This window comes from Curtobacterium sp. VKM Ac-2861, assembly GCF_013204965.1.
Classification (GTDB): Bacteria; Actinomycetota; Actinomycetes; order Actinomycetales; family Microbacteriaceae; genus Curtobacterium.
The window spans coordinates 348,329-361,421 of record NZ_JABMLA010000001.1 but is presented as its reverse complement, the minus strand read 5'-3'; the positions used below and the strand labels follow the sequence as shown (position 1 = coordinate 361,421).

The following is a 13,093-nucleotide window of genomic DNA, read 5'->3' as shown; positions in this document are numbered from 1 at the left end:
GACATCGTCGACGTCGCACGACGACCACGGTGTCGCTCGTTGCACGCGCCACCGGTTGCACGCGCGCACGAACGACGAGCCCGATGTCGTGCGACATCGAGCTCGTCGTTCCGGGTCGATACGGACCAGTACGGTCAGCGCATCCCAGCACTCACCCCGGCACCCACGCCAGCCCCGGCACGCGCAGCACCAGCACCCGCACCACCACCACCAGCACCCCGCGCCGCCCACTCCGCCGCGAGCAGCTCGTACGAACGCACCCGGGCGTCGTGGTCGTGCGTGATCGTCGTCACCAGGAGCTCGTCCGCGCCGGTCGCCCGCTGCAGGACCTCGAGGCGGTCCGCGACGGCCGCAGCGTCGCCGACGAACCGGGTGGCGAGCCGATCGGCGACCGACGCTGCCTCCGCCGCATCGAGCGGCGCAGCCCGTGCCGAGGTCGGCGTCGGGTACTCGATCGCCCCGACGCCGGAGCGGATCGAGTGCACCCACTCCGCGTACCCGAGCGACAGCTCCGCGGCCTCGGCCTCCGTGCGCCCGACGACGACGTCCGCCGACACGATGACGTGCGGTGCCTCGAGCACCCCCGGGCGGAACGCGTCGCGGTAGGCCTGCACCGACGCCAGGACCGTGCCGGGCGACGTGTGGTAGTTCGCGCCGTACGGCAGTCCGAGTGCTCCGGCGACCCGGGCGCTCTCACCGCCGGTCGACCCGTGGATCCACAGTTCGACGGACGCTCCTGCTGCCGGCGGCGCCTCGACCACGGTGCCGTCCCGCGACCAGGTGCCGGCGAACAGCCCCCGGATGAGCGACAGTTCGCCCTCGAACCGGTCGACGTCACCGGGGACGCGTCCGAGCAGCTCCCCTTGCAGGGCGAACCGGCTGCCCGGTGCAATGTGGAAGTCGAACGGTGCGGGCACGAGCAGTCCGTCGACGACCTCGTCCGAACGGGGCGCGAGCGACGGCGGCTTGGGGGTGCCGGGTGCCGGCGCCCCGGAGCGGCCGAGCCCGAGGTCGATCCGCGGCCCGTACAGCGCCGCGAGCGTGCCGAAGGTCTCGGCGATCTGCAGCCCGCGGACGTTGCCGACGAGCGTCGCCGCACTGCCGACCCGGATCGTCGACGTGGCCGCGGCGACCGCCCCGATCACGATGGTCGGCGCGCTGCCCGCGACACCGGGGTTGAGGTGGTGCTCCGCGAGCCAGTACCGGGCGTACCCGGCACGTTCCGCGGCGACGGCCAGGTCGACGGTGCGGTGCAGCGCCGTGGTTGCGGACGACCCGGCGGTGACCGGCACCAGGTCGAGCACCGAGAGCGGGACGGAGCGAGCGGCGCTCACGAGGCGTCCTTCCACGCGCCGGTCAGCTGGTCGAGCCGGGTGTCGGCCCCGAAGACGATGCCGTGCACGTCCGTCGCCGGCGCGATGATGCTGGTGAGTTCGTGCACCGGGACGAAGTCGACCTGGGACGCGATGCGCTGCTGGATCTCCCCGAAGGTGGCCGACCGGTCGGACGCCGACGACTGCGACAGCTCCTTCGTGAAGAGCGCGTCGAGCGTCTTGTCCGATGCACCGATCGACTGGGCACCCGAGCTGGAGAACTTCGACCGCAGGACGTCACCGTCGGCGCGCGAGCTGTTGTCCCACGACAGGTCCCAGTCGCCGCTCGTCAGGTTGGCGAGGTACTGCGGCACGGTCCCGCTCTCGAGCGTGACGCCGACACCGACCTTCCCGAGCTCCTGCTGGATCAGCTCGAGGGACGTCTGGTTCGGTCCGAAGTTCGTGATCCAGACGAGCTTGAGCTGCAGCTTCGTACCGTCCTTCGAGCGGATGCCGTCGGAGCCCTTCTCCCAGCCAGCGGCGTCGAGCGCCTTCTTCGCTGCGGCGGGGTCGTACGCGGCCGAACCCGACGACGTGTCCGCGTACCCGGGCGTCGTCGACCCGAGGAGCGAGTCCGCGACCTTGAACAAGTCGTTCAGCGAGGTGTCGCGGACCGCCTTCGGGTCGACGGCCTGTGCGATCGCCTTCCGGACTGCGAGGTCCGACACGATCGGCCGCTTCTGGTTGAACGTCAGACCGAACACCTGGCCCGGGTTGGCCCGGGTCACGAGGTCGTACTGCGCCTGCAGGGTGTCGACGTCGCTCGGCTGCACGCTGCTGATCGCGTCGAGCTGCCCGGACTGCAGGCTGCCGGTGCGGACGCTCGCCTCGGGCACGACCTGGAACGTGACCTTCGACAGGTGCGCTGCCCCGGAGCCGCCGCGGGCTGCGGGACCCCAGTCGTAGTCCTTTCGCTTCGTCAGGATCGTGGACGTGTTCTTCGTGTACGACTGCAGCGTGAACGGTCCGGTCCCGATCACGGCCTTCCCGTCGGCGCGGTCCTCGAACGGGGTCTCGGTGGTCTTCGGGGCGACGATGCCGAGGGCGACCGACGACGTGGCGTTCGGGAACGCCGCGTTTGGCGCCCCGAAGTCGACCTCGACCGTGTCGTCGTCGACGACCTTCGTCCCCTCGTAGCCGGAGAAGTACGCGGCGGCCGTGCTCGACGCACCGGCCGAGGCGATGTCATCGAAGGTGTCCTTGACGGCCGTCGCGTCGAACGCGGTGCCGTCCGAGAACGTGACACCGGAGCGCAGGTCGAACGTGAACGCGGTGGCGTCGGCGTTCGCCGAGTACTTCGTCGCGAGCCACGGCTTGAGCGAGCCGTCGGACGGGTCCTGCCAGAGCAGCGAGTCGACGAGCTGCCGCGTGATCGCGAGCGTGTCGTTGCCCGCGCCGGTACCCGTCGGGTTGAGCGTGATCGGGTCGTTCGCGATGGCGTACGTGAGCGAGCCGCCGTCGACGGGCTTCGACGACGAGGAGGTCGACGCGGTACCGCCCGACGAGCAGCCCGCCATGACCAGGGCCGCCGCGGTGCCGGCCGCGATCGCGGCCACCAGACGGAACGGGGTGCGGTGGGTGGTCATGAGACTCCTTCAGTGGTGGGGACACGCCGGGATCGTCCCGGGATCGCGTCGAGCAGTGCGCGCGTGTACTCGTGCTGCGGGTCGTGCAGCACCTGCGCCACGTCGCCGTGCTCCACGACGCGGCCGCCCCGCAGGACGGACACCTCGTGCGCGATGCGACGGACGACGGCGAGGTCGTGCGAGATGAACAGGTAGGAGACGCCGAGCGTCGACTGCAGCTCCGCGAGCAGGTCGAGGATCTGCGCCTGGACGGACACGTCGAGTGCGGAGACGGGTTCGTCGAGGACGATGAACGACGGGTCGAGTGCGAGCGCGCGGGCGATCGCCACACGCTGCCGCTGTCCGCCGGAGAGCTCCGCCGGTCGACGACCGAGCACGGACGACGGCAGCGCGACGAGGTCGAGCAGCTCCGCCGCCCGAGCCGTACGGGACCGCCGGGTGCCGATGCCGAAGGCCGCGAGCGGGTCCGCGATCACCGCCCCCACCGACAACCGCGGGTGCAGCGCCGCGTACGGGTTCTGCTGCACGACCTGCGCCTGCCGCCGGTACGCCCGCAGCGCGGCACCGCGGGCTCCGCCCACGTCGGCACCGTCGAACCGCACGCTGCCGGCGTCCGGGCGTTCGAGTCCGAGCACGAGGCGCGCGGTGGTCGACTTGCCCGACCCGGACTCCCCCACCAGCGCCAGGGTGCGGCCCCGCGGGACGGTCACGTCCACCCCGTCGACGGCGGTCACGCGGTCGAAGGACTTCCGCAGTCCGGTCGCGACGACGAGTGGGTCGCCGTCTGCCGGGAGGCCCGTGCGGACCCCCACGGACGCGGTCACGTCGTCGAGACTGGGCGCCGCTGCGATCAGCGCGCGCGTGTACGGCTCACGGGGTGCGCCGAGCACCTCGGCCGGGGTGCCCTGCTCGACGATCCGCCCCTCGGACATCACGACGATGCGGTCGGCCCGGTCAGCGGCGACCCCGAGGTCGTGTGTGATGAACAGCACGCTCGTGCCCCGTTCGGCGACGAGCCTGTCCAGGTGGTCGAGGATCGTCCGCTGGACCGTGACGTCGAGCGCGCTCGTCGGTTCGTCCGCGACGAGCAGCTCCGGGTCGCCGATCAGGGCGATCGCGATGAGCACCCGCTGCCGCATCCCGCCGGAGAGCTCGTGCGGGTACTGCCGCGCGCGGAGCTCGGGACGGTCGATGCCGGCACGGCGGAGCTCCTCGACGGCGCGTTCCCGGGCCTCGGCGTCGGTGGCGAGTCCGTGGATCCGGAGCACCTCGGCGACCTGGGTGCCGATCCGCGTCACGGGGTTGAGCGACACCGTCGGGTCCTGTGGCACGAAGCCGATCCGGACGCCGCGCACGGACCGCACCTGGCGGTCGGTCGCGGTGACCAGGTCGAGGTCCCCGGTTCCGTCGGCCGCCCCGGAGAGCCGCACCGTGCCTCCCGTCAGGTCCGCCGCTGCGGGCAGGAGCCGGAGGACCGCGTGCGCCGTCGTCGACTTGCCCGAACCGGACTCGCCGACGATGGCGACGCGCTCGCCGCGGCCGACCTCGAGCGAGACGCCGTGGAGGGCGGTGCGCGCACTGCTGCCGCGGCCGTAGGTGACGGTCAGGTCCTGGATGCTGAGCAGGCTCATCGGACGGCCCTCCGTTCGGTGTCGAGCGCACGGGCGACGCGGTTGCCGGCGAGCACCGTGACGGCGATCACCAGGCCGGGGATGGTCGTGAGCCACCACGAGGACGCGATGTAGTCGCGCCCGGTGGCGACGAGGGAACCCCACTCGGGCTGCGGTGGCTGCGCGCCGTAGCCGAGGAAGCTCAGGCTGGAGACGGCGAGGATCGCGGTGCCGAACTCGAGGGCGGCGAGCACCAGGACGGGACCGGCCGCGTTCGGCAGCACGTGCACGAGCAGCACGCGCCACCAGCGGTTGCCGTTCGCGCTCGCGGCCTCGACGTACGGCGCGGTGCGGACCCGGACGACCTCGGAACGCATGATGCGCGCGATCGTGGCGATGCTCGCGACGCCGACCGCCACCGCGACGTTCACGGTACCGAAGCCGAGCACGGTGACGATCGTCAGCGAGAGCAGCAGGCTCGGGATCGCGAGCAGGACGTCGGCGACGCGCATGAGCACGGCGTCGACGACCCCGCCGACGAAGCCGGCGACGAGCCCGATGAGCGAGCCGCCGACCAGGCCGATGACGATCGCGAGGACCGCGGCCTGCAGCGTGAGCGCGGTGCCGTGCACGACGCGGGCGTACAGGTCGCGGCCGAGCTGGTCGGTGCCGAACCAGTGCGCGGCGTCGGGAGCGGTGAGCTTGGCGGCCGGATCGGCGGCGAGCGGGTCGTGGTGGGTGAGCGCTCCGGGCAGGAGCGCGGCGAGGACGACGAGGGCGAGCCAGACGATGGCGATGGTGAGGGTCGGACGGGCGACGAGCGCGCGGAGCGCTGTCGTCGTGCCGCCGGGGACGCGGTCGCTGACGAGCGACGCGGGGCGGCCGATGGCGAGCTGCGTGGTCTCGGTCATGCGGGGACCGCCTTCGGTTCGGTGGCGCTGGACGAGGTGGCGCCGGGCGTCTCTCCCGGTGTCGCTCCGTCGTGGTCGCGGAGCTTCCGACGGCTGCCGGCGACCACGACGCGCGGGTCGAGCAGCGGGTACACGAGGTCGACGACCAGGTTCACGACGACGAAGATCGCGGCGGCGAGCAGCACGATGCCCTGCACGACGGGGATGTCCTGCTGCTGCACGGCGGTGGCGGTGACCCGGCCGAGGCCCGGGCGGGAGAACACCGTCTCGGTGACGACGGTGCCGGAGAACAGCTGCCCGACGATGAGTCCCGTCACGGTGAGTGCGGGCAGCGCAGCGTTCTTGAGCGCGTGCCGGAGCTGTACCCGCCAGCGCCCGGCGCCCTTGGCGTACGCGGTGTCCACGTACGGCTCGCGGAGGGTCTGGACGAGGGACTTCGACAGCAGCTGGGCGATCGTGGCACCGGTCGGCAGCGCCAGGGTGATCGCCGGCAGGACGACCGACGCCGGGCCCTCGCCACCGAACGCCGGGAACACGTGCAGCCCGAACGAGAACCACTGCACCAGCAGCAGCGCGAACCAGAACCCGGGGACCGCCACGCCGATCGGGGGCAGCTGGAGCAGGAACTGGCCGAGGGCTCGGTTCCGGGTCCACGTCGCGAGGACCGCGATCCCGCCGCCGAACACGATCGCGAGCACGAGGCCGGCGACCGCGATCTGGGCGGTCGGCGCGATCGCTTCGCCGATGACGTCGGCGACCGGTCGACCGACGCCGATCGAGCGGCCGAGGTCGCCGGTGAGCAGGGCGCCGAGGTGCTGGACGTACTGCACGAGCACCGGCTGGTCGAGGCTGTACTGGTGCCGGAGCGCGTCGAGCTGCGCCGCCGTGACGTCGGTGGCGTCCGGGCCGACCATGATGCGGGCCGGGTCGCTCGGCAGCACGTAGAGGACGAAGAACGAGATCGTCCACGCCGCCCAGAGCACGAGCACGGCCTGTCCGATGCGGGAGAGCACGTAGCGGGTCATGCAGCCACCGCCGTCCGGGCGCGCGTCCATCCGAGCGCCGGTGCGACCTTCGCCACGACGTCCGAGACGATCTGCTCGTACTCGTCACCGGCGAACTCGTAGGGCAGCTCGATCCGGAACTCGTCGACCTCGGCGAGCGTGGCGTCGTGCACGAGCTGCTCGACGATCTGCTCGGCGGGCCCCACCAGGTCGGCGGAGAACAGGGTCCGGCGCGGTCCCTGGGGCGCGGTCTGCCGTGCGAGACGGGACTCGTACCAGGTGCGGTACCGCTCGCGCGAGACCCGGTCGGCCGAGTCGGTCGGTACGACGCACCGGCCCCAGGCCACGCGGGGCGTTCGCCCGGTCGGCAGCGCGGCGCGGTACGCCGCGAGCTGGTTCCGCTGAGCGGTGCCGTAGTCGTCGGTGCCCTCGCCCGAGGTGAGGTTGCCGAGCAGCAGGTTGAGCCCGGAGCTGCCGGCGAACGCGGCCGACCGGAGCGACCCGCCGCCGTACCAGACCCGGTCGACCAGACCCGGCGCGTAGGGCTGCAACCGGGGGCGCTGGACGTTCCCGGGGCTCTGGATGACGGTGTCGTCCGCGCCGAGGAACGCGCCGCGCAGGTTCTCGACGAACCGGGAGACCCGCCCGTACCCGCGGTCGAACGCGCGCCAGTCGCCGTCGAACACCAGGTCGCCGAGGATCTCGGCGTGCGGCGACCCGGTGGACAGCCCGACCTGCAGCCGACCGTGCGCCAGGACGTCGGCGAGCGAGAAGTCCTCGGCCAGGCGGAAGGGACTCTCCCACCCGATCGGCACGACGGCGACGCCGAGCTCGATGGACGTGGTGCGCTGCGACGCTGCCGCCAGGAAGACCGCGGCCGAGCCGATGCCGTGCTCGAGGTGCCGGTGCCGGACCCAGGCGCCGTCAACGCCGAGCCGCTCGGCCGTGGCGAACAGGTCGAGGGTGGCCTCGAGGCCGTCGACGGGGGCGTCGTCCTCGAAGTTGCCGGGGACGAGGATCGCCAGGCTCGAGACCGTCACGCGAGCACCCCGGCGGACGCTGCCGCACGCACCGGACCCGCCGCAGCGGCCGTGCGTGCGGCGGCCGAACGGTCGCGGATCGTGCCGGGCAGGTCGAGCGTCTGCCGGAGGGTCGCACCCTCGTCGTAGGACTGCCGGTAGACACCGCGCTCCTGCAGCAGCGGGACGACCGTGTCGACGAACTCGTCGAGGCCGTACGGGTTGGTGTGCGGCACGACGACGAACCCGTCGGTGGCGCGCTCCTGCACGTACCGGTCGATCTCGGCGGCGATGTGCGACGCCGTCCCGACGAACCCGCCGCGGGTCGAGGCGCGGATGACGAGGTCGCGGATGGACAGGTGCTCGGCCTCGGCCAGGTCCCGCCAGGACTGCACCAGGGCGGGGACGTCGCGGGTGTGCCGTGCGCGCCCGCGGGTGATCGCGGTGCCCTCGTAGTCGGGCTCGATCGTCGGCAGCGGACCGTCGACGTCGTACGACGACAGGTCGCGGTTCCAGACCTGCTCGAGGAACGCGATCGCCGTGGCCGGGCTGACCTGGGCCCGACGGATGGCGTTCGACCGTTCTTCGGCGTCCTCCGCCGACGACCCGATCACGAACGTCGCGCCGGGCAGGATCTGCAGTTCGTCCTTCGATCGTCCGACCCGTTCGAGCCGCTCGGTCACGTCGCGGTAGAACGACTGCGCGTCGTCGAACTCGGTGTGCAGCGAGAAGATCACCTCGGCGTTCGTGGCGGCGAGGTCGCGCCCCTCGTCGGAGTCACCGGCCTGCACGATCACCGGGTGCCGCTGCGGACTGCGGGGCACCGGGAACGTACCGGTGACGTCGAACTGCGCGCCGTGGTGGTCGACGTCGCGGATGCGCGACCGGTCGGCGAACACGCCGTCCGCCAGCGCGCCGCCCGCGGCGGTGCCGGCGACGACGGCGTCGGCCTGCCACGAGTCCCAGAGTTCGCGGGACAGCGCGATGAACTCGGCGGCCCGCGTGTACCGGTCGGCGTGGTCGAGGAACCCGCCGCGGCGGAAGTTCGCGCCGTGGAACGCGTCCGAGCTCGTCACGACGTTCCACCCGGCACGGCCGTCGGTCAGGTGGTCGAGCGTGGCGAGCTGCTTCGCGAGTTCCACGGGCTCGTTGAACGTCGTCTGCAGGGTGCCGACCAGACCGATGTGGTCGGTGACCCCGGCCAGGGCGGCCAGGACCGCGAGGGTGTTCGGGCGCCCGACGACGTCGAGGTCGTGGATGCGCCCCTTCTGCTCGCGGAGCCGCAGGCCCTCGGCGAGGAACAGGAAGTCGAAGAACCCGCGCTCGGCGTTGCGCGCGAAGTGCTCGAACGACGAGAACGCGATCTGGCTCTCGGCGCGGTCGTCGCTCCAGATCGTGGTGTTGTTCACGCCGGGGAAGTGTGCGGCGAGGTGGACCTGACGCTTGGTGCTCATGCTGAGACCTCCACGGAGACGGAACCGGCGGGTGCGGACGCGTACCGGCTGACCGCCGGGGCGATGCCGAGCCGCGTGCGCAGGTCGGCGGTGGGACGGGACGCCACGTCGGCGCGGAGCCCGGCGGTGACGAGGGCGGGGACGAGCTGCCTGGCGATGGCGGTGCTGTCGATCGGGATGCGCAGGGGGCGGAGCCGGACGCCGGCGAAGCCGAGGCCCCGCAGGTCCCCGATCAGCGACACGAGTTCGGGCACCGTCGTCGCGAGCACGGACGTGTCCGACCCGGAGCCGACGGCGTACGGGGCACTGGCAGCGGCGTCGAGCGCGGCGAGCTCGTCGACCGCGGCAGCGGTCGAGGACCCGATCAGCACCGCGAGGTCGGCGAGGACCGGGCGACGGACGTCCGACCCGGCCACCTGCTCGGCGTCACGGACGAGTGCCAGGGTGTCCCGCGCCTCCCGTCCGTCGTAGCCGGGCGTGACCAGCACGACGTCCGCAGCGTCCACGGCGAACGCGGCAGCGTCGGCGCGGTGGGCCAGGGCGAAGACCGGCGGCCGGCCCTGCGGCGACCGCGGCACGATCGACGCGCCGTGCACGGACAGGTGGCGGCCCGCGTACTCGGCGTTGTGGATCCGGTCGCGGTCGATGAAGCGGCCGGTCGTGACGTCGCGGATGATCGCGTCGTCGTCCCAGCTGTCCCAGAGGCGCGACACGACCTCGGCGGCCTCGCGGGCCTCGTCGAACAGGTCGGCGGCGGTGTCGCCGCCGGGGCGGCGGCCGAACAGGGCCGCCTCGCGGGTCGTCGGGCTCACCTGGATCCGCCACCCGGCTCGCCCGAGCGAGACGTGGTCGAGGGTCTGGAGGCCCGTGGCGACGTGGAACGGCTCGGTGTGCGTCACCGAGACGGTCGGCACCAGACCGACGGCGCGGGTCGCGGGGGCGACCGCGTTCGCGACGAGGAGGGCGTCGAGCCGTCCGACGACGGTCGTGGTGTCGAGGTCGTGGTCGGCAGCCGTCGGGCCGGCGGTGAACGAGTCCTCGATGGTGACGGCGTCGATGCCGAGCCGGTCCTGCTCGACGACGACGTCGCGCCAGTGCCGGAGGCTCGACAGGCGCTGCGCGGCCGGGCCGGCGACGCGCCAGGCGGCGTGGTGCCAGCCGGCGCCCTGCAGCGCGGTGACGAGGGTGATGCGGTCGGGCATGGCAGTCCTCCTAGTGGGTGTGCGCGGCGTGGGCGGCGGCGGCCGGGGTCGCGTCGGCGGGGGCCGCGTCGCCCGGGGTCGCGTGGGCGGGGGCCGCGTCGGCCGGGTTCGCGTGGGCGGGGGTCGCGTCGGCGCCGAACTTGAAGCCGAGCCGGCCGTGCGCGAACCCACCGCCGGCGCGGATGGCCGTGGCGACCCAGGCGGCCTCGGCGAGTTCGGCCTCGGTCGCACCGGCCGTCACCGCGCGCTGGCTGTGGCCGTCGATGCAGTAGACGCACTGCGTGGTGATGCCGACGGCGAGGGCGATGAGCTCGCGGTACTTGAGCGGGATCGCGCGGCCCTCGGCCTGGAACACCGACTCGTCGAACTGGACGAAGGCCTTGAGGATGTCCGGGGTCTGCTGCTTGTAGACCTTCGTGAAGGTCTTGTCCTGTTCGCGGTCGAGGTAGTCGGTCATGTCGGCGACGCTAGGGCGGTCGGGGCCCCGAGGCGACGGGTGTTGCGGACCGTGACCGGCGGTGTCGCCGTGTGACACGGGCGGCGGTGCCCCGTGTCACACGGCGTCACGCGGGCGCCGGGCGCCGGGCGCCGGTCGCCGGTGTGGTGCGAGGTTCCGTACTCGGTGCGAGGCCGCGCGGATCGCACGGTCTCCGGAACCTCGCACCGTTCGGCGCCGACCGCGCACGGTGCGAGGTCAGAGCCCCCGGGCCCGCGCCGCGAACCGCCCGCGCAACGTCACGTCTTCGTACGACCGGTGGAACACCCCGCGGCGCTGCAGGATCGGCACGAGCTCGTCCACGACGGTCTCGAGGCCCCGCGGGAACTCGTCGATCATCAGGTTGAAGCCGTCGGCGGCACCGGTGCGGTACCAGTCCTCGATGGTGTCGGCGGCCTGTTCGGGCGTGCCGACCACGATCCGGGCGCCGTACCCGCCGAAGCCCCGCAGCACGTCCCGCAACGAGGTGTTGTTGGCGCGCACCCACCGCACGACCGTCTCGTGGTAGCCGAGCGAGGGCCCGTAGGTGACCGGGTCGACCTCGCGGTCGAGGACCGCCGACGGGATCGGCGCGTCCGGCTCGAGCCCCGACAGGTCGGCGTCGAGGTGCGTGCCGAGCGCCCGGAGCGAGTAACCGTCCGGCGCGAGGGCCTCGAGCTCGTCGAACCGGCGCTGCGCCTCGGCCTCGGTGCTGCCGAGCACGAGCGACAGTCCGGGCACGACGGCGACGTCGGCCGAGCTCCGGCCGTACGTCCCGGCGGCGACCTTGACCGCACGCAGGTGCTCGCGGGCGGGTTCCGGCGTCAGCTCGACGGCGAAGACGCCCTCGGCGACCCGCGCCGCCAGGTCACGACCGTGCGGCGATCCCCCGGCCTGGAACACGACCGGGTGCCCCTGCACGGACGGCGGGACCCGGAGCACGCCCTCGAGGTCGAGGAACTCGCCGTGGTGGACGACCGGCTCCCCCGTCGCGGCGGACCGCCAGAGCGCCGTCACGAGGTCCACGAACTCCCTCGCGCGGGCGTACCGCTCGGGCCGGTCGGGGTTCGTCGCGACACCGAAGTTGGCGGAGACCGAGCGGTCGTAGGTGGTGACGGCGTTCCAGGCGACGCGCCCGCCGGACACCGTGTCCAGCGACAGCAGCCGCTCGGCGACGTCGAACGGGTCGTTGTACGTCGTCGACGCGGTGCCGACCAACCCGAGGTGGCTCGTCGCGTCGGCGATCGCCCCGAGCGCCACGAACGGCTCGAGCAGTCCGTAGGCGCGGACGTTCGGGTCGCCGAACGCCGGGTGGTCGGCGAAGAAGACCATGTCGAGCAGGCCGCGTTCGGCGGTGCGCCCGAGGTCGCCCCAGAACGCCGCCGTGAGCAGGTCGGTCGGGTCGACGTCCTGGGTGCGCCATGCCGCCGGACGCTGCCCGAACCCCTGCAGGTTCACGCCGAGGATCAGGCCGGCGTCGCCGCCAGCGCCCGTCACGCGGTCACCGCCGCGGCGTCCGGCACGGCCAGCCCGAGCAGGGCGCGGAGCGTCGGTCGCGTCGGTCGCGTCGGTCGTGGAGGTCGCGTCACGGTCGACCGGGAGGCCCGGTGCGGCTCCGCCCCGTCCGTCGCCCCCGGCAGCGGTGCGAGCGGGTGCGCCGCGCCCCCGAGCACGAGGTCCGCCCCGGGTACGTCGACGTCGTGCCAGGCCGCGAGGACGGGTTCGCCCTGCCGGCTCGACGGCGTCGTGAGCGGTCCCCGGACGCGGTAGCCGTCCGGCCCGCCGTCGTGGTCGAGCGGTCGGATCCGGTCGGTGTGCGCGAAGATCCCCGACGTGCGGTCCCCGACGATGCTGTCGAGCGGCCAGGTGCGCCACAGCCCGCGGAGCACCTCGGCGAACTCGGCAGGGTCGTGCGGTGCGCCGGTGCTCGGGGCTCCGGTGCTCGGGGCTCTGGTGCTCGGTGCGCCGTGATCCCGGGCGCCGACGACGATGCCCACCCGGCCCTCCAGGACGTGGTCGAGCGAGAGCACTCGACGGGCGACGTTGTACGGGTGCTCGCGGGTCGGTGCCACGGCGACGAGGAACCCGTGCTCCGGCAGGGCACGGCCGAGGGTGAGCGCCGCGGTCGTCGGGTCGAGTCGGTGGCCGGTGCTCGTCGCCGCGTCGAGGCGGTCGGTGCCGATCGCCACGACGGCGGCTCCGGAACCGACGATGCGGACCGCGAGTCGGGCGATGCCGCCGGGTGTGGCGGCCGCCGCGGCGAGGTCCGCGTCGGGTACGGCGACGACGAGTGGTGCGGGGGCGCTGGGCGCGGTGGTCACGGTGGTCCTCCCGTTCGAGGTGCGCAGAACGGCCCGCCACGGTCACCTCCCCAGCGTCCGTGGCGAGCCGGTGCACCGACCGTAGGTGCTCACCTCGGCACGCTGCACGCAGGTGTCGGCGGGTTGCGCCCCGTGACG

General features: G+C 73.3%; 11 protein-coding genes. All 11 read right to left on the bottom strand.

Annotated elements, in window-relative coordinates:
* Positions 1–134: 134 nt before the first annotated feature.
* Positions 135–1,334 (bottom strand): LLM class flavin-dependent oxidoreductase, encoded by a 1,200-nt coding sequence (locus HQQ88_RS01625; protein ID WP_173168457.1) that lies wholly within the window; start codon positions 1,332–1,334, stop codon positions 135–137.
* A complete protein-coding gene (locus HQQ88_RS01620; protein WP_254066820.1) occupies positions 1,331–2,959 on the bottom strand; it encodes an ABC transporter substrate-binding protein in 1,629 nt (542 codons plus the stop codon). Before HQQ88_RS01620 ends, HQQ88_RS01625 begins: the two co-directional genes overlap by 4 nt.
* Positions 2,956–4,590, bottom strand: a complete 1,635-nt coding sequence (locus HQQ88_RS01615; RefSeq protein WP_173168456.1) for an ABC transporter ATP-binding protein — start codon at positions 4,588–4,590, stop codon at positions 2,956–2,958. Before HQQ88_RS01615 ends, HQQ88_RS01620 begins: the two co-directional genes overlap by 4 nt.
* Complete coding sequence (locus tag HQQ88_RS01610) at positions 4,587–5,480, bottom strand: ABC transporter permease (RefSeq protein ID WP_123292647.1); 894 nt, start codon at positions 5,478–5,480, stop codon at positions 4,587–4,589. Before HQQ88_RS01610 ends, HQQ88_RS01615 begins: the two co-directional genes overlap by 4 nt.
* On the bottom strand, positions 5,477–6,505 hold the full coding sequence (locus tag HQQ88_RS01605; RefSeq protein WP_173168455.1) for an ABC transporter permease: 1,029 nt from the start codon (positions 6,503–6,505) through the stop codon (positions 5,477–5,479). Before HQQ88_RS01605 ends, HQQ88_RS01610 begins: the two co-directional genes overlap by 4 nt.
* Complete coding sequence (locus HQQ88_RS01600; protein ID WP_173168454.1) at positions 6,502–7,524, bottom strand: LLM class flavin-dependent oxidoreductase; 1,023 nt, start codon at positions 7,522–7,524, stop codon at positions 6,502–6,504. The genes HQQ88_RS01605 and HQQ88_RS01600 overlap by 4 nt, the downstream gene beginning before the upstream one ends.
* The gene (locus HQQ88_RS01595) at positions 7,521–8,957 is read right to left on the bottom strand and encodes an NtaA/DmoA family FMN-dependent monooxygenase (protein ID WP_173168453.1); all 1,437 of its coding nucleotides are present in this window, start codon (positions 8,955–8,957) and stop codon (positions 7,521–7,523) included. The genes HQQ88_RS01600 and HQQ88_RS01595 overlap by 4 nt, the downstream gene beginning before the upstream one ends.
* A complete protein-coding gene (locus tag HQQ88_RS01590) occupies positions 8,954–10,159 on the bottom strand; it encodes an LLM class flavin-dependent oxidoreductase (protein ID WP_173168452.1) in 1,206 nt (401 codons plus the stop codon). The genes HQQ88_RS01595 and HQQ88_RS01590 overlap by 4 nt, the downstream gene beginning before the upstream one ends.
* A 10-nt stretch (positions 10,160–10,169) precedes the next feature.
* Positions 10,170–10,616, bottom strand: a complete 447-nt coding sequence (locus HQQ88_RS01585) for a carboxymuconolactone decarboxylase family protein (RefSeq protein WP_173168451.1) — start codon at positions 10,614–10,616, stop codon at positions 10,170–10,172.
* A 237-nt stretch (positions 10,617–10,853) separates the two neighbouring features.
* Positions 10,854–12,131 carry an NtaA/DmoA family FMN-dependent monooxygenase gene (locus tag HQQ88_RS01580; protein ID WP_216833896.1) on the bottom strand — a complete coding sequence of 426 codons (1,278 nt, stop codon included), beginning with the start codon at positions 12,129–12,131 and terminating at the stop codon, positions 10,854–10,856.
* On the bottom strand, positions 12,128–12,955 hold the full coding sequence (locus HQQ88_RS01575) for an LLM class flavin-dependent oxidoreductase (protein ID WP_173168450.1): 828 nt from the start codon (positions 12,953–12,955) through the stop codon (positions 12,128–12,130). Before HQQ88_RS01575 ends, HQQ88_RS01580 begins: the two co-directional genes overlap by 4 nt.
* Between the last annotated feature and the right edge of the window lie 138 nt (positions 12,956–13,093).